The following is a 25475-nucleotide window of genomic DNA, read 5'->3' on the forward strand; positions in this document are numbered from 1 at the left end:
AGCGCAATGAGCCCCAGAGCGATGAAGCCGGCTTGCCGCGCGCAGACGGCGCGGCTACAGCACCGGCATGTCGCAAACAGCCATGCCGGACGGGGCGCACCCCTTCCCTACTATAACCTTCTGGGCATCGCCGGCCTGAAGCCGTGGGAAATCCGCTATCTGCTCGACGAGGCGGCGCGCTGGATCGACCCGCCGGCGGATGCGCCGCGCCCGCTGGCCGGCCTGACCCAGATCAACGCCTTCTTCGAGAACTCGACGCGCACCCTGCTGTCGTTCGAAATCGCCGGCAAGCGCCTGGGTGCCGACACCATCAACATGGTTCCCGGCGCCTCCTCCATCCGCAAGGGCGAGACCCTGCTCGACACGGCGCTCACCTTCTCGGCGATGCGGCCGGACATCATCGTGATCCGCCATGCGGACTCGGGCGCGGTGCGCCTGATCGCGGAGAAAGTCGGCTGTTCGGTCATCAATGCCGGTGACGGCCGCCATGAACACCCGACCCAGGCGCTACTGGACGCGCTCACCATCCGCCGCCGCAAGGGCCGGATCGAGGGCCTGACGGTCGCCATCTGCGGCGACATCCTGCACAGCCGCGTTGCGCGCTCCATTTCCAGCTGCTTGCGAGCCTGGGCGCGCGGGTGCGCGCCGTCGCACCGCCAACCCTGATGGGTGCGGACATCGAGCGGCTGGGCGTCGAGACCTTCACCGACATGGAAGCCGGCATCGCCGACGCCGACGTGATCATGATGCTGCGCCTGCAACGCGAGCGCATGCAGGGTGCCTATGTGCCCTCGACGCGCGAATACTTCCATTTCTATGGCCTGACCGAAGCCCGGCTCGCCGCCGCCAAGCCGGACGTGCTGGTGATGCACCCCGGCCCGATGAACCGCGGCGTCGAGATCGCGACCGCCGTCGCCGACGACGTCAGCCGCTCGGCGATCACCGAGCAGGTGGCGATGGGTGTTGCCGTGCGCATGGCCTGCCTTGATGTGCTGACCCGCGGCAAGCGCGGACTGGACGGCTGGGCCGGGCTGCAGTCATGGGGAGTCCCGTCATGATCGAGGCGCCGCCGCTGGCTTTCGTCAACGCCCGCCTGCTTGACGGGACCGGCATCGATCGCGCCGGAGGCTTGCTGATGCAGGGCGGCCGGATCAGCGCTGTCGGCGACATCGAAATCCCGGACGGCGTGCCGACGATCGACTGCGACGGCCTGACCCTGTGCCCTGGCCTGATCGATAGCCGCGTATTCAGGATAGACGTTGCCGCAGCCACTGCCGGAGGCGTCACCCGGTTGTGCCTGATGCCGGACCAGTCGCCGACGCTCGACGATCCGGCGATGATCGAGCGGGTGCTGCGGCTGGGCCAGAAGCGGGTCTGGGTGCACCCGCTGGCAGCGGCGACCACGGGCCTTGAAGGCGACGCCATGGCGGAGGTCGGGCTGTGTCTGGCCGCCGGCGCGGTCGCCATTGCAACCGGGCGTGCCGCCATCCGCAACGCCGCCATCATGCTGCGCCTGCTGCAGTATGCGCGCGGCTTCGACGCGCTGGTGGTCAGCCATGCGGAGGAGCCGGACCTGGTCGCCGACACGGTCGCAACCGACGGCGAGGTCGCAACACGGCTGGGGCTCGCCAGCCACCCCGCGATCGCCGAGTGCCTGATGGTGGCGCGCGACATCCGCCTGGCCGAACACGCCGGCGCACGCCTGCACATTGCCCAGGTGACGACAGCGGAAAGCATCGCGCTGGTGCGCGCCGCCAAAGCCCGCGGGGCTCAGGTCACCTGCGGCGTCACGCCGGCGCACCTGCTGCTGAACGAGCACGCGGCCTACGGCTACCGCACCTACGCCCGGCTGTCGCCGCCGCTGCGCAGCGAGGCTGACCGACTGGCCACGGTCGCAGGGGTGCGCGACGGCACGATCGATGTGATCGCCTCCGGTCATGATCCGCGCACCGAAGAGGACAAGCGCCTGCCATTCGGCCAGGCGGAACCCGGCATGGTCGGCGTCGAGACCCTGCTGCCGCTGGCCCTGACCCTCGCCCACAACGCCGACATCGATCTGAAAACCGTTCTTGCCGCCATGACGGCCAATCCGGCGCGGATTTTCCGCGTGCCGGGCGGTGTGCTGGCCGCTGGCGCGCCGGCCGATGCGATCCTGATCGACCCCGACGCCGCCGGCCGGATCGATGCCAGCGCCCTCGCCTCGCCCGCCCGCAATACGCCGTTCGACGGACTGCCGGTTTACGGGCGGCTCCACGGCGTCTGGCAGGCCGGACGCCAGATCTTCGGCGCTTTCTAGCAGGCTGCTAGAGACGGACGGTGCTGAAGGCCGCCGTCACCCGGCGCTCGAAGCATTCCCCACCACTGGCGCGGTAGCTGCGGCAGAACGTGCGCGCCTCGGCCTTGTCGGCAAAACCGCTGACCACGACCCGGGTCAACCCCGTGCCCTGAGTACGCAGCAGCAAGGGCGAACCAGCGCCATTCAGCAGCTTGTACCTGCCGGTCAGCACGCCCCAGGCCGCCTTGGCCAGATCGACCGTGCTGAACGCGCCGAGCTGCACCGTCCACGCTTCGGCGGACGTCGCAGCGAGAGATGCAGCCTGGACAGGTGCGGACACTTTCGCCACGACTGCCGGGGTGCGGGTGGCGGCCAGACGCACCGCCTGCGGCATCTGCCGAGGCGCTTGCGCGGCTTGCAGGGCGGGTTGGGGTGCGGGTTCCGGCGTCGCTTCCGTGATGATCGGCGTCGGCGCAATCGCAAGCGGGCTGACCGCGGCAAGCTGCACCGGCCCAAGCTTGGGCAGGTTCACTGCGGTTTTTCAACGACCGGGGCGGCGTCGGCAGATCGGCGGCAGCGACAACCCAAGGCTGGCGGCCGGCGCGAGCGCCGCCGGTGCAGCCCGGGTCAGTTGCGTGCGCGCAGCGAGCTTTTCCGGCGATCCGCCCAGCAGGATGGCGATGCGCTCCGGGGTCTGCTGCTGCAGCAGCACGGCCCAGCGCGCCAGCGCCGCATCCACCTGCTCGGGCGTGAGGTCAAGGCGCGCGGCGTCGCGGGCGCGCAGCCAGTCGCCCTTGGCGGCATAGGCCAGCCCCAGATTCTGGCGCACCCGCCCGTCCGCCTCTGCAGCGCGCGCGGCCGGCTCCAGCAGGCTGAGCCCGCCGGCCGGATCGCCCGCCAGCGCCAGCGCCAGGCCGACATCGCTCGCCATCTGCGGCGCGCTGGTCATCACCAGCCTCACCAGATGCACGCGTCCTGCTTCCTCCTGCCCGGTCGCCAGCAGGGCGAGCCCGTAGGAGAAGCTGAGCGCTGTATCCTGTGGGTTGGCCTCGGCCTGGGCTTTCAGGGTGTAGAGCGCCTCGGTGAAGCGGCCATCGGCCAACTGCGCCCGCGCCAGCAGGCGCTGCAGCTCCGGCGACCCCGGCTGCGCCTGAGCCTGCAGTTGCGCCAGCGTCACCGCCGCGCCGGTGTCACCCTCGGCCAGCGCTTTGTTGACGGCGACCGCCAGCTTCGAGGGTGCGATCGGTTTCTGCGCCGTCAGCGTCGGCGCCCTGGTTTCGCTGCAGCCGGCGGCCAGAACGGCGATGATCGCCAAAGTCGAGGCGGTGCGCAGCGTCATGCCTGATCTCCTGATGGGCGCTGCGCCAGATCGCGGCAGGGGCAATCCCCGCCGGCGAGCGGGGCATAATCGGCGAGATACTTGTCGAGCGCAGCGCAGACGATCTGCTGCGCGGAGAGGTTCGCGTGCGCGGAGGCCAGACGAAGCTTCAGGTGGCGTTCGCCATCCAGCCGCAGGGTGAACGCCGCCTTGTTGTTGCGCGCCATGCCCGGTTGCGCGCGCTTGCCCACCTGCGCGCGCTGCTGCGGGCGGGAGCGATGGGCGGCGGCGCGCTCTGCACCTCGATCTTGTCCGGCACGGCCGGGCGCTCGGGCGGCAGTGCCTTGTCCGCGAGCAGCGGCGCATCCTGGTCTGCGTAGACGATCGAACGGCTGGCCGGCCGCGCCTGCCCCTTGCGGGCGAGCAGCGCGGAACTCAGCGAGGCGAATGCTTTGCTTTCCTGCATGGATGCCCCTACTCTGCGGTCGCCGCTTTGCGGCCGAAGCTGGCGCGCGGGGCGGCGTCACCGCCATGCGCGGTTGAAACACGGTGCGGCGGAAGTTGCGCTCCAGGCGGTCGTAGAGATAGCGCCAGAGCTCGACGACTTCGTTTGCCGACTTGCCGCCCGGGTCCACCTCCATCACCGTGCGGCCGTCGATCATGCTGGCGGCGAAATCGGTGCGGTGATGCAGGGTGATCGGGGCGACGGTGCCGTGCTGGGAAAGCGCGATCGCCGCCTCAGTGGTGATGCGTGCCCGCGGCGTCGCACCATTGACGACAAAGACCAGCGGCTTGCCGGCCCGCTCCACCAGATCGACGGTGGCGCCGGCGGCACGCAGGTCGTGCGGGCTGGGCCGGGTCGGGATGACGATCAGTTCGGAGACGGCGATGACGCTCTGGATCGCAACGGTGATTGCGGGCGGCGTATCGATTATCGCCAGCTTGAAGCCGCGGTTGCGCAGGTCTTCGAGGTCATGATTGAGCCGGACGACCGTCGTCTGCGCGAACGCCGGCGCATCCGCCTCGCGCGCATTCCACCATTCGGACAGCGACCCCTGCGGATCGATGTCGATCAAGACCACCGGGCCGGCTCCCGCCCGCTCCGCCTGGACTGCAATGTGGCCGCTCAGCGTGGTCTTGCCCGATCCACCCTTCTGCGACGCAAATGCCAGAACACGCATCCTGTTTTGCACTCCGCAAATTGTTTTTCGCGAGAGCACGATAGAATTCAGCAATTAAGAAAGGCTAAAGCATTCCCCGGTTAATGTTGTTAACCATCTTGTAACTGCCTGCCGCTTGAAAGCGAACCGTATGTCCGTATTGCGCCGCCTTGTCCTTCTTGCCGCTGTGCCACTGGCATTGACGGTGCGGACGGCCGCGGCGGATGTAGCCACCGGCGCCGCCAAATACGCAGCCGGTGACTATACCGGCGCGCTGGCGGAATGGTCAGCCCCGGTCTCGAGAACGACCCGGCAGCACTCTACAATCTCGGCCAGATGCACCGCCTGGGCAAAGGCGTGCCCGCCAACGACCGCCAGGCGGTCGGCTATTACGAGCGCGCCGCCAAGCTTGGCCATGCCGGCGCTCAGGCCAATCTCGGCACGCTGCTGTATTTCGCGCCAGCCCCGCTTGGAGATATCACCGCCGCGATCGGCTGGTGGCGCGAAGCCGCCAAGGTCAACGAGCCGCATGCGCTGTATATGCTGAGCGTGCTCATGTTCAACGGCGAGCTGGTCGCCCGGGACTGGCCGCGCGCCTATGCCTATGCGCGCCTCGCTGCCTCGCTGGGCGTGAACGAGGCGGCCGCCGCCGTCGCCACCATGACCAAGACGCTGGGAGCCGAGGATCGCCAATCGTCCGACGCGCTGCTCGTCGCCTTGTCCGCGCCGCCTGCGTCCCCACAGCCGAACCCTGCGTCCAGCGCGCCAGTGCGGGTCGCAGCAGCGCAGCCGGTGAAAGTCGCCGCAAAACCTTCACCGGCACCCCAGAGCGCGCCCGCCGTCGCGCCTGATGCCGCCTCGACGCCCGATGCGCCATGGCGCGTGCAGCTGGGGCTTACGGCTCGAAGGCGAAAGCGCAGGACGCCTGGGCCGAGTTCGTGCGCAAGCGCATGGCGTTTACCAGCCGCCAGCCCGTGTTCGAGCAAGCCGGCCCGGTCGTGCGGCTCCATCTTGGCCTTGGCGAGAAGGCCGAGGCCCGCGACCTGTGCGCGCAAATCCGCAGCGCGGGCATCAATTGCCTTGTGGTGCCGCGCGGCGTTGCACCCGCCAGACAGTCCTAATCCACGTTTACCTGCTGTTTGCGAAATCCCGCTAAGGATCGATAGCTGATAGAAGGACCGGAAGGTAACAATCTCATGTCTGCACAACTATCCGGGCTCGCCAGCGACCGGCGCGGTTCTCCGCGCTATCGGGTCGAGAGCATGTGCGTGATCCGCGATGGTGAGCAGTCGCTGGCCGGTCGCCTGCAGGAGATTTCCGCCTCCGGCGCCTATCTGGTCATGCGCCAGCGCCCTGACCTTGGGCATAAGGTCACGCTCAGCCATCCGTTCGCGGGGAGATCGGCGCGACCGTGACGCGGCATGACCAATACGGCTGCGGGTTGCAGTTCGAGCTTGGCGAAAGCGCCGTCGGTTTCGCGCTGCGGGCGATCGCTGCCGATATGACCACAGCGCATGCCCTGACCTTGTTGGATTGAACGATATCTTGAGAGAGGAGATGGCGAGTAAGGCCGCATCCGCACCGAGTAAGCGCCCCATCCCGTTCAGCATCCGGCTGAAGGCGTGGTGGGAGGGCTATGACCCGGAACATCTGATGCCGCACCAGGACGCCGCCACCGCTTCGACACCCAGCCGGCAGGACCACACGCCGCCCGACGACATCGACGTCGCGTTGCAGGAAACGCCGCTGCAGGGCGTGGATGCCACCAGCATCGACCCGTGGAACGAACAACGCATCGATATCGCCCAGTTGATCTGGGGCGCGGCTACTGCGGCCCCGGCGGGCCGGAATATATTATCGCCATGTCCAAGCTGCTGGCGATGACGCCCGAGCTGAGCATGCTCCATCTCGGGGCAGGGCTTGGCGGCCCCGCGCGTACGCTCGCGGAGCATTTCGGGGTGTGGGTGACCGGACTCGAGCCGTCCCAGTCGCTGGCGCAGGCCGGCAACCACCTGTCCACCATGGCCGGAATGATCAAGAAGGCCCCGGTTCAGCAACTCGATCTGACGCAGGAAAATCCGCTTATACGCCGCTATGACCGGGTGCTGGTCGACGGCTATCTGGCCCAGCGGCCGAACAAGGCCGAAGCGTTGGCCATGATCGACGCGGCGCTGAAGCCGGAAGGCCTGGTGCTGATCACCGATTATTTCCTCGTCGACGACGGCTCGGTGGCGAACGCGGACTACCGGGACTGGCTGCAGGGCGAGCCGCGCCAGCTCAATCTGGTCACCGCACCGGAGTTCGTCGAAGCCGCGACAAAAGCGGGTCTTGGCGTGCGCGTGAACGAGGACCGCACCGAAGAGCATATCGACCTCATCAAGAAGGCGTGGGCCGGTGCGGACAAGCTTGTCGCCGATCTTCTGCAGCAGCAGGGCCAGGAGCATCTGACCAAGATCGTGCTCAAGGAAGCCGAACTCTGGAGCAAGCGCGTCAAGGTTCTCACCGGCGGGCAACTGCAGTTCCGCCGGATTCTCGCCGCCAAGAAGGAAAAAGGCGTCAAGATGATGAGCAACTGGTAGCTGTTAGCCCGGTCGGCTTCGGCTATAAGGCGCCATGCTGACGCCAGACCTGTTGCTCAAGGCTTACGCCGCCGGCCTGTTCCCCATGGCGGAGCACCGCCACGCCGCGGACATCTACTGGGTCGAGCCGAAACAGCGCGGCGTCCTGCCGCTGGACCGGCTGCATATCAGCCACTCGCTCGCCAAGATCGTCCGGCAGGACCGTTTCTGCGTGACCAGCGACCGTGCATTCGCCGATGTCATGCGCGCCTGCGCCGAACCTGCGCCGGGCCGCGAGAATACCTGGATCAACAGCGTCATTCTGGACGCCTATACGGAACTGCACAGGCGTGGCCATGCGCACAGCATCGAGTGCTGGCTTGAGGGCCGGCTGATCGGCGGACTGTACGGCGTGTCGCTCGGGGCGGCGTTTTTCGGCGAAAGCATGTTCTCGCGCGAGACCGATGCATCCAAGGTCGCGCTGGTCCATCTGGTCGCGCGGCTGCGCTTCGGCGGCTACCGGCTGCTCGACACCCAGTTCATCACCGAGCATCTGGCGCGGATGGGCGCCATCGAAATCGGCCGGGACGCGTATCTGCGCCGGCTGCACCTCGCAGTGCGGGAGAGCGCCGACTTCCAGCGCCTGGAGCGGGACTACTCGCCTTCGGCCGGGGCCGCCTCTGGAGTACTCGCGGCAGGGGTTGCGGACGAGGCCCTGGGCGGCGCGCTTGAGCGCGCGCTCACGGTGTCCGGCCCACTGTCCGGGAAGCGCATCTTGCAGCTTTTGACCCAGACGGCGTAGCCTGGATGCTCGAAAGCGTTGAGCGAGCGGGCCACGGCGAACATCCAACCCGAGAACAACCGCTTGCCGCCGCCTGTAATCTGCACGAACGCGCCCGATTCCGGCGGCAGGCCTGGCGCGCGCGTCTCGCAGCTGCGCACGGCGATCCTCAATTCGCGAAACGTCACGCTCTCGCCCGGTTTCAGCGCCAGGATCTGGCTGTGACCGCTCAGCTTGTCGAGTGCCACGATCTCGACCGCGCGCTGGTCGACGGGGTCGGCAGCTGCGAGGGTTTCGGGCCGGCGGGTTTCAGGTTGGCGGGTTGCGGCGGCGCGCTCGCCGGCTGCGCCAGCACCGCAGTCGCAAGTGTTAGCGACCAACCCGCAGCCAGCGCCCACTTCATTGTGCGACGGGACTCGCAGGGGTTGCAGTGTCCTTCTTCTCGGCTGGTTTGTCCGTATTGCCGATGAAGCGGCCGACCAGCCCGAGGATATCCAGCGATCCTTGCGTATAAAGCACGGTTGCGCCGGGCTTCAGCAGATCCTCCTCATAGCCTGGCTTCAATTCCAGGTAATTGCCGCCAAGCAGCCCCTCGCTCGCCACGACGGCGGTGCTGTCCGCAGGCAGCTTCACATCGTCACGCACCGTGAAACTGATGACGGCCTTGTAATTCTCGGGGTCGAGGGATTGCGCGGTCACCGTGCCGACCTTGATGCCGGAGATGCGCACATCGGTGCCGACGCTCAGGCCGCCCGCGCTGTCGAAGCGCGCGTTGAGGGTGTAGCCGCCTGCCCCTGCCCGGCCTCGGTCCGGGTGTAGGCATAGCTCACGAACAGGCCAGCGACCACCAGCACGGCAGCGCCGATCAGCGCTTCGACGAGATTTTCCTTCAACTGCATCGCGTCCTCAGGCTTCGTCCGGCCGCCAGGCCTGGTAATCGCCGGTCGCAGGCGCGCGCTTGCCGCCGGCGTCCAGACTGCCGGGCGGCGCATAGGCCCCGGCGCCGCCGGTCTGGTTCGCGACATGGGGCTTCTCCCAGGTCTTGACGACCGGGGCCGCTCGGACGGCGGCGTATCGACCGTGTAGTGCAGCCAGGCGTGCCATTCCGGCGGCACGCGGCTTGCCTCGGCGTCGCCCTTGTAGATCACCCAGCGACGGCTGCCGTTACGCTCCCGGTAATAGGCGTTGCCATCGGTATCGGTGCCAATCTTCTCGCCACGCTGCGCCGTGAACAGCCGCGTGCCCCAGGTCGCATCGTCCCACCAGACGAAGATATTCTTGAACAGCCCCATGACGGCGTTCCTCTCACAATGGTCTCACCCCGCCGAGTGTCCCGAATCTGAAATCCGTTACCCCGATATCAGGCGCGGTTGGATTTCGGATTCGAGAAGGACACTGGCAAGATATTGTTTCTCGTGTCGTTTTCAGAATCGAAGTTCGCACGAGTCCGATATCATGGTGTAGCGAGCTTCGATTTCACGACACTAGCGGCTGACGCCGGGATGTTCAATTTATTCCGCACGCAAACGCCAGCGTCCGTCCCGGCGCTTCTGGACCGCCCGCGCAACGTACCCCACCATATATAGAAGCCTGGGGATAACTTGTCTCCATATCTTGAAGCATGCGGAACAAGTGGCATCATATGGCTTGAGTCGTGGGCGCAGGCCCCGGCGCAGGCAGGATGAAGGCCATGCGTTTTTCCCGTCGCTACACCGTCGCCGGCCTCGGCCCGTTCGAGGGCATCGCCGTGCGCACGGCGCGCGCTGAATGTGGCGCGCTGGAGTCCCCGGCTGCCGTCAGCGTCGCGGTTCCGGCGCATTGGAGCCAGGTCGCCGTCGACCTGCTGGCGCAGCGCGCGCTGCACCTTCATGGCGTTCCGGCCCGCCTGCGCCGCATCGAGGAACCCGGACTGCCGCCCTGGCTGTGGCGCAGCGCGGCGGACACCGAGGCGCTGGCAGCCCTGCCTGCCGAAGACCGCACCGGCGGAGAGACCAGCGCCTTGCAGCTGTTCGCGCGTCTGGCCGGTGCCTGGACCTATTGGGGCTGGAAGTCCGGCGTCTTCGACAGCGAGGCGGACGCCCGCACGTTTCACGACGAGATCGCCTACATGCTGGCGATGCAGATGGCGGCGCCGATGTCGCGCAATGGCAGGAGACCGGCTTGTACTGGGCGTACGGGATCGAGTCGCCGCCTGCGGGCTACGGCCTCGACCCGCGCACGGGTGATGCGCGTGCCCTGACCGGCCCCGGCGAACGCCCGGATGCCCTGAGCCTGCGCATCGACGCCCCGCCGCGCGATGCAGGGCAAGTGCTGGCCGGTGCGCTTGAGGCGTTTGACTGCACCGGCATCGACGCCGACCCGATGTCGCTGCTACGGCTCGCCGGCGCAACGCACGCCCCTGCTGCCGATGGGTTCGCGCTGCGCCGCCCGACACGGCTTCTGGCGCTCGGGCTTGACCATCCGCAGGCGGACGCGTTCATCCGTGCGAACGCGCAAGACCAGCGCACCCTTGCGACGCTTGCGACCGGCGCGCGCGTGCTGGAGCGGCATCTGAACGCCGTGCTCGCCGCCGCTGCCGACGGCGTCGACCCCGTGGACAATCCCGGCCTGCGCGCTGCGATCCGCGCCGCGCGCGCCGATGGCGTGCCGGACGGGACGCTGCGCCAGACGCTTGACCAAGCCCGCGCCGGCGTCAACCGGATCGAGATCCCCGCGCCGCAGCTTGACTGGGACAGCGGCGCCTGGTCGGCCCTTGCCGACACCCGCCTGCTGGCGCGCGTGCCCGATGCCGCCCCGGCGCAGCGATCGGACAGCTGGTCCAGCCTCGCCAGCGCGATCTGGAGCAGCAGCGGCCCGAGCCTCATGTTCGCGGATACCGTCAACGGCTGGAACACCTGCCCGCAGCTTGGCGACGTCACGGCGTCGAGTCTCGATGGCGCGTTGCTCTTCCCCGGCCCTGCGTCCTGCCCGGCGGCCAGCCTGAACCTGATGGCGTTCACGCTTGCAGACGGCGCAACGGACGTGGACAGCCTGATGCATGCCGTGCGCCTGTGGGCAGTCGCGCTCGATATCGTCGTCACCGCCACGCAGTATCCGAGTGCAGAACTGGCGCAGGCCGCCTGGCGCGCCCGGCCGCTCGGCCTCGGCTTCGCCAATCTCGGGAGCCTGCTGCTGGCGCGCGGCATCGGCTATGATAGCCCGGCCGCCCGCGCCCTGGCCGGCAGCCTGGCCGCGCTGATCACCGGCAGCGCCTATGCGGCCTCGGCCGAACTGGCGGCCGAACTGGGTCCCTGCCCGGCCTTCACCCAGGACATGCTGCGGGTCGTGCGCAACCATCGCCGCGCCGCCTATGGCCTGACCGATGGCTATGAGGCGCTTGCGACCCCGCCTGCCCCCTCGACGCCGACCACTGCCCCGACGTGCCGCTCGCTCAGGCCATCACCCGTGTGTGGGACCGCGCGCTGGCGCAGGGAGCAGACCACGGTTATCGCAATGCGCAGGTGACCAGCCTGGCCGCAGCCGCCGCGTCGGCGTTGCTGATGGACTGCGACACGCCGGGCCTGGAACCGGAGACGGCGCTCGTCAAATACCGCAAGCTGTCGGACGGCGGCTATGTGAAGGTGATCAACCGCGCCGTTCCGGCAGCGCTTGCCGCGCTCGGCTACCCGCCGGACGCGAGCGCCGCGATCTGCGACCATGTGCTGGGCCGCGGCAGGCTGGCGGGTGCGCCGCACCTCGATCCGGGTGCCCTTGCCGCACTCGGCTTCGGCGTTGAGCAACTGGCGGCTGTCGAAGCGCAACTGGCGCAGGCCTACGACATACGCCCGGCGTTTTCGCCCTGGAGCCTCGGCCTGGCGTTCTGTCGGGATACGCTTGGCATTCCGGAGGAGGCGCTGGCCAATCCCGGCTTCGACGTGCTGGCGCACCTGGGCTTTTCCACCGAACAGATCGCGCAGGCCAACCGCCATATCTGCGGCGCGCAGTCGCTCGCCGGTGCGCCGGGGCTCGACCCTGCACACCTGCCTGTGTTCGACTGCGGCACGGCTGCGGACGGCCGGACGCTTGGCGTCGAGCCCCGGCTGCGCATGATGGCGGCGGTTCAGCCGTTCCTGAGCGGCGGCATTGCCCACGCCCTGGTTCTACCGGCGGACACCGTGCGCGACGACTGCGCGGACCTGATGACGCTTGGCTGGCGGCTCGGCCTCAAGGGCCTGACGCTCTACCGCGACGGGACCGATCTCGCGCAGCCGCTGCCCGCCGCCGCCCTCGGGGCGGACGACGTCGAAGACCCGGTAGGCAATCCGGCACCACCTCCGGCGCATGAGGTGCTGCGCATTCACCTGCCGGGCCGGCGCAAGGGCTATACCCAGAAGGCGGTCATCGGCGGCCACAAGGTGTATCTGCGCACCGGCGAGTATGACGACGGCCGGCTGGGCGAGATTTTCATCGACATGCACAAGCAGGGCGCGGCCTTCCGTAGCCTGATGAACAGCTTTGCAATCGCGGTCTCGATCGGGCTTCAGTACGGAGTGCCGCTGGACGAGTTCATCGACGCCTTCACGGCGACCCGATTCGAGCCGTCTGGCCCGGTCGAAGGCAACGATTCGGTCAAATCCGCCACCTCGGTGCTTGATTACATCTTCCGGGAACTGGCGATCAGCTACCTCGAGCGCCGCGACCCGGACTGCCGCGAAACCGACCCGGGTTTGATGGCCTACGCTCGGCCGGACCTCTATGTCGTGCCTGATGCCCTGAGCCAGGAAGCCGCGCAACCGGCTGAAATTCCGCCGCCAATCAGCCTGGCGCAGCGCCTGCACGGCCTTGATGGGCCAGCGTGCCCGGCCTGCGGCGGCCGCGCGGTGCTGCGCAGCGGCGGCGGAACGATCTGCGCGGCCTGCGGTGCCGCCGCCGCTCAAGGCTGACGACAGTCTAAATCCTTAACAAATAAGCCATGTCTCGACGAACGGACGTTTTGCCGTTTACCTGAAATTAAAGCGGGGCTGGCAAATTGCGGGTAATGACCGGCAAGAACAGGCTCATAATCTTACAAGCGGCGCTGCATTCACGCGCTGCAGCGCCTTTGGCCCGCCAGAATGGCGTTTTAGGCTGAGTTTATCATGTACGCTGACATCGTGCCCCTGCGACCGCTTCTCGCCAACGCCGCGCCCGAACCCGGCGATAGCCGGGCGTTCGATGTCCAGGTGCTGATCGACGCCTTGCCGACCTCCGCACTGATTTTCCAGCGCGCCCCGGACCATGGCTTTGTCTGCGCACTGGCCAACCAGGCCTTCGAGCGGCTGGCGAACTACACCCGCCACAACTGCATCGGGCTGACCCTGCCGAAAATCCGCCTGATCGGAACCAGCGCGGTTATCGCCGGCGCGATTGCCGATTGTTTCGAGGCCGGAAGCGCACGCTGCGTCAGCGTCGAGTCCCGCGAAGACATCAACTGTCAGTCGCTGGAATGCTGCATCGCGCCGGTGCAGTCCGCAGACGGCCGGGTGACCCGCGTGCTGCTCTCGATCATCGATCGCACGCCGGAGCGTCTGGCCGAGCGCCAACTGCTGCACGCGGCATCGCACGATAATCTGACCGGCCTGCCAAACCGCACGCTGCTGACCGAGCGTATCGAGCGCGCGCTGGCCAACGCCAAGAACAACGCACGGCGCCAGGTCGCACTGCTGTTCCTCAACATAGACCGGTTCAAACTCATCAACGAGAGCCTGGGCCATGTCATCGGCGACGAACTGCTGATCACGCTCGCGCGCCGGCTTATCGGCTGCGTGCGTGCAGGCGATACGCTGGCGCGGCTGGGCGGGGACGAATTCGCCATCCTGCTCGAGGACGTGCAGTCGATCGCCCCCGCGCGAAACCGCTGAGCGCATCCACCGGGAACTCAGCAATCCGATAAGGATCGGCGGCGAAGAACTCTATGTGTCGCTCAGCATTGGTGCCGCCTCATCCCTGTCCGGCGAGTATTTCGCCGAGAACCTGATCCAGGATGCGGACTTCGCCATGAACCGCGCCAAGGCGCTCGGCCGCGGCTGCACCGAAATCTACCAGAACGCGGAGCATCTTGAAGCGCGCGCCCAGTTCCGTCTGGAAACCGACCTGCGGCATGCGGTCTGGCGGCGCGAGCTGACGCTCAACTATCAGCCGCTGATCGACCTGAAGACGGGCCGCCCGCATTCGTTCGAGGCGCTGGCCCGCTGGCACCACCCGACCCGCGGCTTTGTTTCGCCGGTCGAATTCATTCCCGTCGCCGAATCGACCGGGCTGATCGTGGAGCTGGGACGCTGGGCGCTCGACGAGGCCTGCCGCACGCTTGCGCAATGGCGCAGCGACGGCGTCGCGCCGGACGATCTGCGAGTCGCCGTGAATGTCTCCGCCCTGCAGTTCGCGCGCGACGATCTGGTCGCGGTGGTGCTCAACGCGCTGGAGCGCTACGATCTGCCGGGTCGCTGCCTGGAGCTGGAGATCACCGAAAGCGCAATCGCCGAGCACCCGCAAAAGGCCGTCGACGTCCTGAACCAGTTGAAGGCGCAGGATGTCATCATCGCCATGGACGATTTCGGCACCGGCTATTCGTCGCTGGGCGCTCTGCAGCAATTGCCGATCGACATCCTGAAGATCGATCGCAGCTTCATCGCCGGCATGCTCGAGCTTGAAGAAAGCCACAAGCTGGTCTGCACCGTGCTCTCGCTTGCCAGCCACCTGGGCAAGGCGACCGTCGCGGAAGGGATCGAGCGCTTCGATCAGGCGGTGGCGCTGCGCGATCTCGGCTGCACGCTCGGCCAGGGCTATGCCTTCTCCCGCCCCGTCGACAACGCGCATGCCGCCGAGTTCCTGCGGCGCACGGCCGCACAGGCGATCGCCTTCTAGCAGAGAAGCATCTCCGCGACTTTTCAGAAGCCTGCAAGATCATGATGGCATCAGGTTAGGTGCGCCTCCCTCCTGCGCGGGAGGGGAGATCAAGGTGTAGGGCCCGCCTCCACGCACTCAAGATCCATGCGCACCTGCGTGGAGCCGTCCGGCCCCGCGACGATCGTAATCGGACTGGCGGCGCGCACGAGCCAGCGCCCAGCCGCCGCATCATCAAGCGCAAACAAACAATCCCGCCGCTGCACCCAGGTCAGCCAGGCGGCGAACGCCTCCGCGTCGCCATGCTTCACCGGGATCGACACAGCGAACACGCGGGTGCGCCAGCGCTCGCCGCTCGTCTGCGGGCAAAGGCGCGGCAGGCTGGGAATTTCCTCGAAGGGCCAGGCCAAGACGTGGCGCGCTTGCTTGAGCTTCGAAATTCTACGCGGGAATACGCGCAGGCCGCCCTTCGGCATCAGCCTATTACTGGACACAAGCGCACCTCGAACACCGCCCGCAACAAACTCGTATTGGTTGTATATTACTTTACGAGCTTTAGCAATGGCTGATATTCTAGGATTCAGCGTGCATCGATCAGCGCCAGCACCTCGACGATCAGCTGCCGGCCCTGTCCGCCAGACCCTCCCCGCCCGCATGCAGATATCCACGAGAACCTGATCGTCCGGCAACCAGGCTCCATCAGCAAATGTCGCCCGCAGAGCCTCGATCAGGGCAGGCTCAGCCTGTGGTGCCATGCCGATCACCAGATGATAGCGCATGCCATCGAAGGTCGCGCTAACCCAGGGCCTGGCTTCGAAATCCACCAACCAGAACCTGTCGACGGGGAAAACGGTACGTAGCGTGCGCCTGGCGCGCTGCAGAGCGGGAGAGACATCCAGGGTCAGCATGCTGCACCTTTCGCTTCGAGGTCCGACAACCAGACTTCCAGACGGGTACACATGGGCGGGCTTGGCCTGCGCCCACGCCGCAGGTCGAAAATCAGGCGTGGATCGGCCGCAATGGCGCGTCCGGCCGTCGACGGTGCGATGGCGTGGACCCTGAGGGCGTATTCGATGCGATCGAGCATAGGAGACCTCGCATAAAAACTATTCTCTAGGTTTTTCCTATTATCGGAAGATGCCTTGCATGTCTAGGTAAATTCCTATAACGCATCGCACTACGGGGGTGCCGGGAACAGTGCGCAGGCGCTGCTCCACCGATGTTGAGGGGCCGGCCGACCAGGCCGGAGCGCGTATGGACTCTGAACAGGTGCGTATCACGCTGGACCAGCTTATCCGCTCCGGCAATGAGGACTATGCTTCGATTTCCCGCCTGCTCGGGCGGAACCCCACCTATGTCCAGCAGTTCATCAAGCGCGGCGTGCCGCGCCGCCTGTCGGAGTCTGATCGGCGGATTCTGGCGCGCCATTTCAATGTCAGCGAGCGGGACCTCGGTGGGCCGGACGGGCCGCAAGTGCGCAGCAACGCCACCGATGTCCGGGACTCGGAAGATTTCATGCTCATCCCCTACTACGATGTGCGCGCCTCAGCCGGCGGCGGCAGCCTGCAGACAGGCATCGAAGCACCGGACTCGGCGCTGGCGTTCCAGGCCCGCTGGGTGCGTTCGATCGCCAGCGGCGGGATCGAGAGTCTGGCGGTCATCCGCGTCGAGGGCGACTCCATGTTCCCGACCCTCAACGACGGGGATCATATCCTGCTCGATACCGCCGACCGCCGCGTGCGGGACGGCATTTACGTCCTGCGCACGGACGACAGCCTGCACGTGAAGCGGCTCGCCATCCACCCCGCCACCGGCCGCCTGACGATCCAGAGCGACAATCCCGCCTATCCAAGCTGGCCGGATTGCCCGGCGCACAGCGTGGAAGTCATCGGCCGGGTGGTCTGGGTCGGCCGCAGGCTCTAGCTGTGGAGGCTCAACAGGGTGTCCACCGGCTGATCCAGCCTGCCGATGGGGACAGATTATCGGCGGATGCCGATCAGGATCGCTGCGCCGATCCCCAGCGCGACGCCTGTGAGAATCCCTATGGTCGACTGGCCGAACGCCACGCCGACCGCCGCGCCGCCGATTGCGCCGATTGCGATGAAAACCCCGCCGCCACGCTGCATGCTCACGCCTTTCATTTCCGCGCCGCCGTGCGACAATCACGCGCCCGTTACAAGCCTGAAATTCGGGACAGCTTGCACCACTCTGGCACAACTCGTCCCGTCCTGTACATTACAGAACGGCCAAGAAACGCATTTTTCTAAACAATTACAATGCCATGAGAGCGGCCCCTTCCTTGCAATACCCCGAGTGTATGCAAGGGAGTAGAGCATGAATACCAGTCCGCTGACCATCGCCGACACCGCAGTTTATGTGACAGCCACCAGCCTGATTGCCGACCATGGCGAGTATGCCTGCGTCGAGGCCGCTGCCCGCGCCGACGCCAGCCAACGCATCGGCAATGTCGTCGAATTCTCGCACTGGCGCCAGGTCGAGCGCGCGGTCCAGATCCTGCAGCTTGAAGACATTATCGGCGACCTCCATTAATCAGGCCGTTCATGCGTTTTGGCATTTAACGCCTGAAACCGATGCTTTAAGGGAGGGGCGTGCTAGCGCTCGCCGTCCTCCTGCTGCAGGAGCAACGCCTGCCGATCCCCGCCGCAGGCAGGGGTGCCGTATCAAGTTGAGCAACGCTCCGACGAGGATGCGCTGGAACTGCCGGCCGGCGATGAAGAACCCGTAGACATCGGCGCATCGTCCGCCGCCGATACCGTGCGCTATACGGTTCGCTTTCCCGGCTTCAAGGAAATCGGGCTGGAGGAGCGCCTCCAGGAAGCCTCGACGCTTTGGGCCGAGCGGCGCACCCCGGCCGCCAGCCGCGCCCAGATCAGCCGGCCTCGCTTGAGGACCGGGATATCGCGCTCCTGCTGCTGCGCAATGATGGCTATTACGGCGCAAACGTCACAACCCACCTGCGCACCGACCCGGCGGACCCAACCCAGCTTGAAGCGGAATTGAGCGTCGAGCCGGGCGCGCGCTACACGTTCAGCGCCGTTCGCATCCAGACGCCGGACGATGTGCGGCCGCTCGTCGAATCCCTGCTGAACATCCAGACCGGCGACGTCGTGCAGACCGAGGCGATTCTGGCCGCCGAGGACCGTTTGCGGCTGGAACTTCCCAAGCGCGGCCGGCCATTCGTGATGCTGTCCGATCGCGATATCCTGATCGACCACGACGCCTCGGCGGCGCGCTACACCCTGCAGGTCGACCCCGGACCGGACGCCGTGTTCGGCGACTTGCGCTTCGAGGGCCGCCAGGCCTGCGGCGCAACCACATGGCGCGCCTGTCCCGCTTCAAGGCCGGAGAACCCTATGACCAACGCCGCATCGACGACCTGCGCGAGGCGCTGGTCGCGACCGGCGTGTTCGCCACCGTGCAGATAACGCCTGAGCGGCCGCCCGAGGGAGCGCCGGAACCGGTGGCGGTGCCGATCGTCGTCCGGACCGAACAGGCGAAGGTCCGCACGCTCAGTGCCTCGCTCGGCTATGCCACCGACGAAGGCCCGAACGGCTCCATCGGCTGGCAGCACCGCAATCTGCTGGGCGGCGAGGAGCGCTTCACGACGGAAGCCAAGGTCGGCACCATCGAACAGTCGGCGCTGGCGACCCTGGAGCTTATCAATTTCGGCCGCCGCGACCAATCTCTGCTGTTCCCGTTCACCATCAAGCGCGAGCGGCCGCTGGCTTTCGATGCAGACAGTATTTCCTTCGGCGTCGCCGTGACACGTCAGGCCGGGCCGGTTGTGCAGCGTCGATGGGTTGGCAGCCTCGGCACCGAACTCAACGCCACCCGCACAGTCGACAGCACGGGCGAGCGCCGCTTCCTGCTGCTCTCGACGCCGCTGAGCCTGCGCTACGATGCGACGGACGACCTCCTGAACCCCACCCAGGGCTATCGGCTCGGTGCCATTCTCGCGCTGGATATTGCAACAGAGGACAGCCTGTTTTCCTATGGCCGGTTCGAGGCGACCGGCTCCTATTACCTGCCGATCGATGACGACGGCCGGCTCGTGCTGGCGCAGCGCTTGCGGTTTGGCTCCATCGTCGGCGCCGGCCAGCAGCGGATCCCCGCAACCCGCCGCTTCTATGCCGGCGGCGGCGGCTCGATCCGCGGTTTCGGCTTCCAGCGCGTCGGCCCGCGTGACGCCGAGGACGACCCGCAGGGCGGGCGCTCGCTCATCGAGCTGAGCGGAGAGATCCGCTGGCGGATCACCGAGACCTTGGGCATCGCTCCGTTCCTGGATGCCGGCAATGTCTATGCCGGGCCGAACCCCGAGCTGGACCGTTTCCGCTTCGGCGCCGGATTGGGCCTGCGCTACTATACCAGCTTCGCCCCGGTTCGCCTGGACATTGCGACGCCATTCCGCCGGCGCGACGGCGAGGAACGCATCGCCATCTATGTCAGCGTCGGGCAGAGCTTCTGACATGACGCAAGAGGATATCCCGCCTGCGCCGCCACGCCGCCGCTTCGGCCGGCGGATGATGATTGCGGTGATCGCCGTCATCGCCCTGGCGGCGGTGCTGGTCGGCGCGCTCAATGTGCCGGCCGTGCAGCGGCTGGCGCTCCATGAGCTGGGCGGTCTGCGCACCGAGTCCGGCCTTGGGGTCACGGTTGGGCGCTTTCACGGGTCGCTGCTCTCGTCCGCAACCCTCGAGGACATTGCAGTGCGCGATCAGCACGGCATTTTCGCGCATATCCCGGTGCTCGCGCTGCGCTGGTCGCCGGCTGCAGGGCTGCTGGGCCGGATCGAGATCGACCGGCTGCGCGCGCCGGAAGCGCAAATCCTGCGCAAGCCCGACCTGCTGCCGACCCCGCCGACCGACGAGCCGCTGTTGCCAAACATCGATATCGCCCTTGGCAGCCTGCGCATCGACCGACTGACGCTGGGCCAGGCGCTCATGGAGGGCGACGCGCGTATCGTGCGCGTCGATGCAGCGGGCACCCTGTACAAGCGCGTGGTCGACCTGCGCGCCAGCGTGACCGCAGAGGAAGGCGGCGATCTGGCCCTGCTCGACGTGCGCGCCAGCGAAGCCTCGCGCCAGTTCGATCTGGAAGCGCGCGCGGTCTCGCCCAAAGGCGGCGCGCTGGCGCGGATCGCCGGCCTGCCGGAGGGCTTTGCGCTGATCGCGACCGGCGACGGCGACTGGATGCACTGGCGCGGGCCTGCGGGCGTTGATCGGCGGCAAGCCTCTGGCTACGCTGCAGCTGAATCAGACGGCCGGCCTGCTGAGCGCCGGCGGCAGGTTGTTCGCCCATCCGCGGTTCCCGAATGCCGTCAACAGCCTGATGGCGGACGCGGCTACCGTCGGCCTGGCGGGACGCCTGGATGCGCGAACGCTGCGCGCCGCCGCCCAGGTGCGGGGCGCAAACGGACGGATCGCCGCCAAGGGCGCCTCAACCTCGACACCCGGGCCGTTACCGCGGCTGCGCTTGAGGCACGGCTGCCCGATTCCGGCGCCTGCTCCCCGACATCCGGGTAAAGGCGCTGACGCTGACAGCGCATGGCGGCGGCACGCCGGACGACTTCCGGGCCAGCATCGACGCCGCCGCCCAGGATGCGATGCGTCGCGGCCTCGCCATCGACAAGCCGAAGCTCGCCGGCGTCATCATCCGCAAAGGCGACGCCGTGAGCGGACCAGTCACGGTTGCGGCGGCCCGCATCACCGGCCTCGATCCGCAGGCCGACCCCTGGCTGCGCGACCTCAGCCTTGACGGCCCGGTGCGCCTGGAACTTGCCACACGCCGGCTGACCCTGGACAGCGTGCGCCTGACCCATCCAAACATCGCAGCGACCATCGGCGGCACGGTCGCACTGAAGGACTACACGGGCAAGCTGGCGGTCTCAGCGGCGCTGAAGGCGCTCGCGGTGCCGGACCAGCTTCGCCTGAGCAGCGGCACGGTGGAAGCCGACGTGACGCTCCAGGGCAGCGCGCTGCCAACGGTTGCCGGCACGGCAGCACTTCGCGGGCTGGAGCCGCACGACCCCGCCATCATGCGCTGGCTGGGTGGCCCGGCGGCGCTGGAAGGCCGGTTCGCCTGGTCGCGCCCGGACGGCGCGCGCCTGGATGCCCTCGCCCTCAACGCGCCACTGGTCGCGGTGACCGGCTCCGGCCGCTACAGCGCTGCCGGCGCGCTCGCCGGGCAGGCGCAGGCGCGCCTCGCCTCCCTTGCCGCCCTCGGTCACCCCGAGAGCGGCACCGTGACAGCGCGGGCGGACCTCTCCGGCAACCCATCGCGGCCGGTGCTCAAAGCGACGGTCTTCGTGCCGAAGCTGGTGCTCGAAGGCCAGACATTCGCCCAGCTTCGCGCCGACATCGCCCCTGTGGGCGACCGGCACCAGGTTCGCCTCGATGGCCGGTCGACGCTTGGCGCGCTCGCCGCCGATGCGGACCTGAGCCTGGGCGACGCTGTCGATATCCGCGCGCTCAAGGCGTCGCTCGGGGACTGGTCGCTCACTGGCGGCCTGGCCTTCCGCAGCGGCCTGGCGAACGGCGATCTGCTGCTAGCGGGCCGCGGCCTGCGCGCCAATCTTCGGGCAATGCCGGATGCCGGCGTCCAGCACCTGCGCTTCACTGCCAGCGCCGAGCGCGCCCGTATCGCGCCCAGCGTCAATTTCGCCATCGGTGCGCTACGCGGTGCGGGCGACATCCGCCTGGGCGAGACGCCCCAGGTCACCGCCTCGCTTTCCATCGAGGATGCCGTCTACCGGGACATCGCACTCGATCGCCTGCGCCTCGACGCGCACCCGCTTGGCGGCGACCGGCATGCGCTTGATCTGCAGCTGGTCGGCGCGCGCGAAGCACCCTTCGACATCTCGACCAGCCTCGAACTGGGTGCAGACGGCGGCACTCTGGCGCTACGCGGCACCCTGGCCGAGCAGACGCTCGCAACGGCGGCCCCGGCAAGTCTCGTCCGTCGCGGCACGGACTGGACCCTGGAACCGGTGCGCCTGCTGATCGGCAAGGCAGGCATCGACCTGTCCGGCGTCTGGGGCCGAAAGCCGCCAGTCTGGACGTCAGCGCCCGCGATTTCGACCTCGGGCTTTTGCAATATGCAGCACCACGCCTGGCACTCTCCGGGCGGGCCAACAGCACCCTGAAGGTCGCGCTGGAGCACAACCAGCTAAAATCCGCCGATATCGAGCTGGCGATCCGCGGCCTGCGCCGTTCCGGCCTCAGCTCCGCCTCTATCCCGGTCGATGTGCGGGTCAGCGGCGCGCTCGACAGCGAAAAGGCCCGGCTGGCGCTGGACGCAAATGTCGGCGATGCGCAAGTGGGCCTGGTGCGCCTGCGGATCCCGCCGGTTGCGGGGCCGCAGCGCCACTGATCGACCGCATCGCCAAGGCACCCATCAAGGGCCGCATCCGCTGGAATGGTCCGGCAGAGACGCTGTGGGCGCTGGCCGCGCAGGAAGGCCACGACCTGGCGGGACCCATCGCATTGCGCGCCGATATCGGCGGGGTCGTCGGCGATCCGGACGTAAGCGGCCAGTTCCGTGCACGCGGTGCCCGTTACGAGAACCTCAATCTCGGTGCCAAGGTTACGGATTTCACCATGCGCGGCAACTTCACGGGGCCGACGATCAAGATCGAGCAGGCGCAGGGCAAGGTCGGCAAGCGGGGACGATCGCTCTCACGGGCGAGGCGACCCTGTCATCCGCGCGCGGCTGGCCGGCGGCAATCCGTATCGCGCTTGATGACGCGGCGCTGATCAACCGCGACGACATCGATATCGATGGCACCGGCATCATCGACATCGCCTACGGTCCGGACGGTGGCACAATCAGCGGCAAGCTGGACTTGCCGCGCGCACGCCTGCGGCTGGGCGGTGCCGCGCGGGCAGCGATCCCGCAAATCGAGGTCCGGGAGACCGGCCTCACGGTCCGGCCGGTTCAGGAAGAGAAGCGCCGCCGCAAGCCCTGGCGGCTCAATCTCGTGATCAACGCGCCGCAACGGGTCAATGTCAGCGGCAAGGGCCTGGTCTCGGAATGGCGCGGCCGCCTTACGACCAGCGGGACGGTCGATGCGCCGCAGATCGACGGCCGCCTCGATCTCATTCGCGGCAACTATGAGTTCGCAGGACGGCGCTTCGACCTCAGCCGTGGCGACATTACCTTCTCGGGTGGCGGGATCAATCCGACGCTCGACATCGTGGCCACGGCACCCATCGATGGCGGCACGGCGGTCATCACCATCGGCGGCACCGGCGAGCAACCGCGGATCACCTTCTCCTCCTCGCCGGCGTTGCCGCAGGACGAGGTGCTGGCACGGTTGCTTTTCGGATCGTCCGTCGCCAATCTTTCAGCGCCGGACGCAGTGCAACTGGCGAGCGCTGTCGCCAGCCTGCAAAGCTCCGGACGCGGACTCGACGTTGTCGGGCAGGTGCAGCGCCTGACCGGCATCGACCGGATCCGGGTTCTGGGGCCGGACGTCAAACGCGGGACCGGCACCGTATACGCCGGTGGGAAATACATAACGGATCGGGTGTATGTGGAAGTCAGGACGGATGGCGCAGGCTACACGGCGACGGTGTTCGAAATCGCCTTGACTCGCACCCTCTCGATACTATCCGAACTGGCGACGCTCGGCGGTACGAACGCCTCGATCCACTGGTCGCGTGACTATTGACCTCGGTACTGGACACCATGGCAACCCTAGACCTCTACTATTGGCCCACGCCAAACGCCCATAAAATCACTATCCTGCTGGAAGAACTCGGACTCGCCTATGAGATCCGGCCGATAAACCTGGCCGCCGGCGCACAGTTCGACCCCGCGTTCCTGGCGATCTCACCCAACAACCGGGTTCCGGCCCTGGTCGACAACGCGCCGGCGGACGGCGGCGCGCCGATCGCCCTGTTCGAGTCGGGCGCGATCATGACCTATCTTGCCGAGAAGACCGGGCGGTTCCTGCCGACCGCGCCGCGCGCGCGCCGAGGTGCTGTCCTGGCTGTTCTGGCAGATGTCCGGGGTGGGGCCGATGTTCGGCCAGGCTTTCCACTTCATCGCCCATGCGCCGGAACATATCCCCTATGCCGTCGAGCGCTACACCCAGGAAGCCGACCGGCTGCTGAGCGTGCTCGATCAGCAACTCAGCACGCGGGACTATGTTGCAGGCGACTATTCGATCGCCGACATGGCGATCTTCCCGTGGATCAAGAGCCTGCACAAGATCAAGCACAGCACGGACGCTTTCACCGCCGTCCAGGCCTGGGTCCAGCGGCTGAAGGAGCGCCCGGCCATCACCCGCGCCTATGCCCATGCCGCACTGGTCGCCAAGCCGGCCGCCACGGCTGCGTGAACGCGCCGGACGCGCCCGCCACCGTCTCGGCGGCGCTGGCGCGGGCCGTCCACCGCCTCGATCGCACCCTTGAGGATCGGCTTCCCGCACTCGTCCGTGGCGAGGACGCCGACTATGGCCGTACGACGCGCGTCGCGACCCGCAAGCTGCGGGTGATCCTCGGGGTTGGCGGAGCAGCGCTGCTTGGCCGCAAGACGGTGGCGCGTTTGCTCACTGATCTGCGCTGGCTCGGCCGCCTGCTTGGCCAGCCGCGCGATATCGCCATCGTGCGTGCCAACCTGCCCGCCACACCCTCGCCTTGGCTCGCCCGCACGCTGCAACTGGCCCATGGGGCTGCCTTGCAGCAGGCGGCGCTCGGGCTGCGCGGGCCGCATCTGGTGCGCCTCCGGCTCCGGCTGGCACAGGTGGAGTCGCGGCTGATCCTCGCCGAACCGCCCCTGCTGGAAGCCGCCGCCGCGCGCGCTACGCATGCTGGACCAGGCGCTCGCGTGCGGCAGCACGGTCGGTCGCGTGGCCGGGCGCGCAGAGGACATCGTCGCGGCGCACGCATTCCGCAGGGGGTCCGCAAGCTGCGCTATTGTTGCGACCTGCTGAAGGCGCACAAGCAGACGCCATGGCGGCGCGCGCTCGGCGCCGAAATGCGCGACCTGCAGGATTGGCTGGGTCAGTTCCAGGACCTGGCGACCCGCATCGCGATCCTCAGCCAGATCGTCGAGCGCCAGCGTCTCGACGGACGCGAGAGCGCTTGCCTGCATGATGCCGAGCAGTGGATCGCCGCCGATCAGGCGCGCGTGCGGGCGGCGCTGCTGCGCTTTCCAGCCCGCTATGCCGCATTCGCCGCGACGGTCGAGTCGGCAGGCGTGCGCGAGGCCCTGGAAGAGCTACAGGCTCTCGAGACGCGCCCTGAAGCGACCAGGCTCTAGGCGACAGCCGTCTCGCCCGAGTCGCCATCCAGTGGCAGCAGGCCAAGCGCTGCGACACGGCCGTCGCGCATCTGGGTCAGTTCGAACTCCAGGCGCTGTCCTGCCAGCAGCGTCGACAGGCCAGCGCGGCGCACGGCCGACGCATGCACGAAGACGTCCTTGGGGCCATATTCCGGACGGATGAACCCGAAACCTTTGGCCTTGCTGAACCAGCGCACTTCGCCACGCGCCATTCCTG

General features: G+C 67.6%; 31 protein-coding genes and 4 pseudogenes. 25 read left to right on the forward strand and 10 right to left on the reverse strand.

Features of this window, described 5'->3' with window-relative positions; translation table 11 throughout:
- The first annotated feature begins 21 nt into the window (after positions 1-21).
- Both E6W36_RS16190 and E6W36_RS16195 read left to right on the forward strand, forming a co-directional pair.
- Positions 22-1058, forward strand: a pseudogene (locus E6W36_RS16190) (aspartate carbamoyltransferase catalytic subunit).
- Positions 1055-2296 (forward strand): dihydroorotase, encoded by a 1242-nt coding sequence (locus E6W36_RS16195; protein WP_222873271.1) that lies wholly within the window; start codon positions 1055-1057, stop codon positions 2294-2296. The pseudogene E6W36_RS16190 and the gene E6W36_RS16195 overlap by 4 nt, the downstream one beginning before the upstream one ends.
- A 7-nt stretch (positions 2297-2303) precedes the next feature.
- Here E6W36_RS16195 and E6W36_RS16200 read toward each other — a convergent pair whose 3' ends face one another.
- From E6W36_RS16200 to E6W36_RS16210, 3 genes and pseudogenes are all read right to left on the reverse strand, one after another.
- Positions 2304-2807, reverse strand: coding sequence for an SPOR domain-containing protein (locus E6W36_RS16200; RefSeq protein WP_222873272.1), 504 nt, complete (start codon positions 2805-2807; stop codon positions 2304-2306).
- Between the two features lie 9 nt (positions 2808-2816).
- On the reverse strand, positions 2817-3614 hold the full coding sequence (locus E6W36_RS16205; RefSeq protein WP_222873273.1) for a tetratricopeptide repeat protein: 798 nt from the start codon (positions 3612-3614) through the stop codon (positions 2817-2819).
- Positions 3615-4063: 449 nt separating this feature from the next.
- Positions 4064-4774: pseudogene (locus tag E6W36_RS16210) on the reverse strand (AAA family ATPase); the annotation flags it as partial.
- 261 nt (positions 4775-5035) lie between these two features.
- Between E6W36_RS16210 and E6W36_RS16215 the strand changes: the two are divergent.
- The 6 genes from E6W36_RS16215 to aat are packed head-to-tail and all read left to right on the forward strand — an operon-like array spanning position 5036 to position 8113.
- On the forward strand, positions 5036-5923 hold the full coding sequence (locus tag E6W36_RS16215; RefSeq protein ID WP_222873274.1) for a tetratricopeptide repeat protein: 888 nt from the start codon (positions 5036-5038) through the stop codon (positions 5921-5923).
- A 26-nt stretch (positions 5924-5949) separates the two neighbouring features.
- Entirely contained in the window at positions 5950-6168 is a 219-nt protein-coding gene (locus E6W36_RS16220) for a PilZ domain-containing protein (RefSeq protein ID WP_222873275.1), read from the forward strand.
- Positions 6165-6290, forward strand: coding sequence for a hypothetical protein (locus E6W36_RS21155; protein WP_281277376.1), 126 nt, complete (start codon positions 6165-6167; stop codon positions 6288-6290). The genes E6W36_RS16220 and E6W36_RS21155 overlap by 4 nt, the downstream gene beginning before the upstream one ends.
- Positions 6291-6310: 20 nt before the next feature.
- Positions 6311-6637, forward strand: a complete 327-nt coding sequence (locus E6W36_RS16225) for a hypothetical protein (RefSeq protein ID WP_222873276.1) — start codon at positions 6311-6313, stop codon at positions 6635-6637.
- Positions 6616-7332 (forward strand): SAM-dependent methyltransferase, encoded by a 717-nt coding sequence (locus E6W36_RS16230; protein ID WP_222873277.1) that lies wholly within the window; start codon positions 6616-6618, stop codon positions 7330-7332. The genes E6W36_RS16225 and E6W36_RS16230 overlap by 22 nt, the downstream gene beginning before the upstream one ends.
- A gap of 34 nt (positions 7333-7366) precedes the next feature.
- Entirely contained in the window at positions 7367-8113 is a 747-nt protein-coding gene (gene aat / locus E6W36_RS16235; protein WP_222873278.1) for a leucyl/phenylalanyl-tRNA--protein transferase, read from the forward strand.
- 35 nt (positions 8114-8148) lie between these two features.
- On the opposite strand, the pseudogene E6W36_RS23830 reads toward aat, so the two are convergent.
- The 4 genes and pseudogenes from E6W36_RS23830 to E6W36_RS16255 form a co-directional block, all read right to left on the reverse strand.
- A pseudogene (locus E6W36_RS23830) lies at positions 8149-8340 on the reverse strand (DUF2155 domain-containing protein); the annotation flags it as partial.
- Positions 8322-8495, reverse strand: a complete 174-nt coding sequence (locus E6W36_RS16240) for a hypothetical protein (protein WP_222874548.1) — start codon at positions 8493-8495, stop codon at positions 8322-8324. The pseudogene E6W36_RS23830 and the gene E6W36_RS16240, both read right to left, overlap by 19 nt.
- Positions 8492-8821, reverse strand: coding sequence for an MlaD family protein (locus E6W36_RS16245; RefSeq protein WP_246047840.1), 330 nt, complete (start codon positions 8819-8821; stop codon positions 8492-8494). The genes E6W36_RS16240 and E6W36_RS16245 overlap by 4 nt, the downstream gene beginning before the upstream one ends.
- Before the next feature lie 14 nt (positions 8822-8835).
- Complete coding sequence (locus E6W36_RS16255) at positions 8836-9384, reverse strand: NADH-ubiquinone oxidoreductase subunit NDUFA12 family protein (protein ID WP_425459655.1); 549 nt, start codon at positions 9382-9384, stop codon at positions 8836-8838.
- A gap of 398 nt (positions 9385-9782) precedes the next feature.
- Here E6W36_RS16255 and E6W36_RS16260 point away from each other — a divergent pair, with 398 nt between their 5' ends.
- The 5 genes from E6W36_RS16260 (at position 9783) to E6W36_RS16280 (ending at position 14974) form a co-directional block, all read left to right on the forward strand.
- The gene (locus tag E6W36_RS16260) at positions 9783-10331 is read left to right on the forward strand and encodes a hypothetical protein (RefSeq protein WP_222873280.1); all 549 of its coding nucleotides are present in this window, start codon (positions 9783-9785) and stop codon (positions 10329-10331) included.
- Positions 10253-11596, forward strand: a complete 1344-nt coding sequence (locus E6W36_RS16265; RefSeq protein WP_222873281.1) for a vitamin B12-dependent ribonucleotide reductase — start codon at positions 10253-10255, stop codon at positions 11594-11596. The genes E6W36_RS16260 and E6W36_RS16265 overlap by 79 nt, the downstream gene beginning before the upstream one ends.
- The gene (locus E6W36_RS16270; RefSeq protein ID WP_222873282.1) at positions 11512-13014 is read left to right on the forward strand and encodes a TSCPD domain-containing protein; all 1503 of its coding nucleotides are present in this window, start codon (positions 11512-11514) and stop codon (positions 13012-13014) included. Before E6W36_RS16265 ends, E6W36_RS16270 begins: the two co-directional genes overlap by 85 nt.
- A gap of 195 nt (positions 13015-13209) precedes the next feature.
- Complete coding sequence (locus E6W36_RS16275; RefSeq protein WP_222873283.1) at positions 13210-13971, forward strand: diguanylate cyclase domain-containing protein; 762 nt, start codon at positions 13210-13212, stop codon at positions 13969-13971.
- The gene (locus E6W36_RS16280; protein ID WP_222873284.1) at positions 13880-14974 is read left to right on the forward strand and encodes a putative bifunctional diguanylate cyclase/phosphodiesterase; all 1095 of its coding nucleotides are present in this window, start codon (positions 13880-13882) and stop codon (positions 14972-14974) included. Before E6W36_RS16275 ends, E6W36_RS16280 begins: the two co-directional genes overlap by 92 nt.
- Before the next feature lie 89 nt (positions 14975-15063).
- Here the strand turns inward: E6W36_RS16280 and E6W36_RS16285 are convergent, their stop codons facing one another.
- Positions 15064-15861 (reverse strand): hypothetical protein, encoded by a 798-nt coding sequence (locus E6W36_RS16285; protein ID WP_222873285.1) that lies wholly within the window; start codon positions 15859-15861, stop codon positions 15064-15066.
- Positions 15862-16207: 346 nt separating this feature from the next.
- On the opposite strand from E6W36_RS16285, the gene E6W36_RS16290 reads away from it, so the two are divergent.
- Positions 16208-16876 (forward strand): S24 family peptidase, encoded by a 669-nt coding sequence (locus E6W36_RS16290; RefSeq protein ID WP_222873286.1) that lies wholly within the window; start codon positions 16208-16210, stop codon positions 16874-16876.
- A gap of 56 nt (positions 16877-16932) precedes the next feature.
- On the opposite strand, the gene E6W36_RS16295 is transcribed toward E6W36_RS16290, so the two are convergent.
- Positions 16933-17094, reverse strand: coding sequence for a hypothetical protein (locus E6W36_RS16295; protein WP_222873287.1), 162 nt, complete (start codon positions 17092-17094; stop codon positions 16933-16935).
- 193 nt (positions 17095-17287) lie between these two features.
- Between E6W36_RS16295 and E6W36_RS16300 the strand changes: the two genes are divergently transcribed.
- The 11 genes and pseudogenes from E6W36_RS16300 to E6W36_RS16340 all read left to right on the forward strand — a co-directional run bounded on the left by E6W36_RS16300 (position 17288) and on the right by E6W36_RS16340 (position 25237).
- The gene (locus E6W36_RS16300) at positions 17288-17503 is read left to right on the forward strand and encodes a hypothetical protein (RefSeq protein WP_222873288.1); all 216 of its coding nucleotides are present in this window, start codon (positions 17288-17290) and stop codon (positions 17501-17503) included.
- Positions 17504-17802: 299 nt separating this feature from the next.
- A complete protein-coding gene (locus E6W36_RS16305) occupies positions 17803-18399 on the forward strand; it encodes a BamA/TamA family outer membrane protein (protein WP_222873289.1) in 597 nt (198 codons plus the stop codon).
- Positions 18291-19439: an autotransporter assembly complex protein TamA gene (locus E6W36_RS16310; protein WP_222873290.1), complete on the forward strand. Its 1149-nt coding sequence runs from the start codon at positions 18291-18293 to the stop codon at positions 19437-19439. The genes E6W36_RS16305 and E6W36_RS16310 overlap by 109 nt, the downstream gene beginning before the upstream one ends.
- A 1-nt stretch (position 19440) precedes the next feature.
- Positions 19441-20496 (forward strand): translocation/assembly module TamB domain-containing protein, encoded by a 1056-nt coding sequence (locus E6W36_RS16315; protein WP_222873291.1) that lies wholly within the window; start codon positions 19441-19443, stop codon positions 20494-20496.
- A gap of 80 nt (positions 20497-20576) precedes the next feature.
- Positions 20577-22115 (forward strand): translocation/assembly module TamB domain-containing protein, encoded by a 1539-nt coding sequence (locus E6W36_RS16320; RefSeq protein WP_222873292.1) that lies wholly within the window; start codon positions 20577-20579, stop codon positions 22113-22115.
- Complete coding sequence (locus tag E6W36_RS16325; RefSeq protein WP_222873293.1) at positions 22061-22342, forward strand: hypothetical protein; 282 nt, start codon at positions 22061-22063, stop codon at positions 22340-22342. Before E6W36_RS16320 ends, E6W36_RS16325 begins: the two co-directional genes overlap by 55 nt.
- 113 nt (positions 22343-22455) lie before the next feature.
- Entirely contained in the window at positions 22456-22725 is a 270-nt protein-coding gene (locus E6W36_RS19795) for a hypothetical protein (RefSeq protein WP_246048424.1), read from the forward strand.
- The gene (locus E6W36_RS16330; protein WP_246048375.1) at positions 22665-23642 is read left to right on the forward strand and encodes a translocation/assembly module TamB domain-containing protein; all 978 of its coding nucleotides are present in this window, start codon (positions 22665-22667) and stop codon (positions 23640-23642) included. The genes E6W36_RS19795 and E6W36_RS16330 overlap by 61 nt, the downstream gene beginning before the upstream one ends.
- 17 nt (positions 23643-23659) lie before the next feature.
- Positions 23660-23854 (forward strand): annotated as a pseudogene (locus E6W36_RS19800) (glutathione S-transferase N-terminal domain-containing protein); the annotation flags it as partial.
- 97 nt (positions 23855-23951) lie between these two features.
- A complete protein-coding gene (locus E6W36_RS19805) occupies positions 23952-24314 on the forward strand; it encodes a glutathione binding-like protein (protein WP_246048376.1) in 363 nt (120 codons plus the stop codon).
- Positions 24311-25237, forward strand: coding sequence for a CHAD domain-containing protein (locus tag E6W36_RS16340; protein ID WP_222873295.1), 927 nt, complete (start codon positions 24311-24313; stop codon positions 25235-25237). Before E6W36_RS19805 ends, E6W36_RS16340 begins: the two co-directional genes overlap by 4 nt.
- On the opposite strand, the gene E6W36_RS16345 is transcribed toward E6W36_RS16340, so the two are convergent.
- Positions 25234-25470, reverse strand: a complete 237-nt coding sequence (locus tag E6W36_RS16345; RefSeq protein WP_222873296.1) for a cold-shock protein — start codon at positions 25468-25470, stop codon at positions 25234-25236. The two genes, E6W36_RS16340 and E6W36_RS16345, sit on opposite strands and share 4 nt — an antisense overlap.
- Between the last annotated feature and the right edge of the window lie 5 nt (positions 25471-25475).

It is taken from the genome of Hankyongella ginsenosidimutans, from assembly GCF_005144965.1.
GTDB lineage: Bacteria > Pseudomonadota > Alphaproteobacteria > Sphingomonadales > Sphingomonadaceae > Hankyongella > Hankyongella ginsenosidimutans.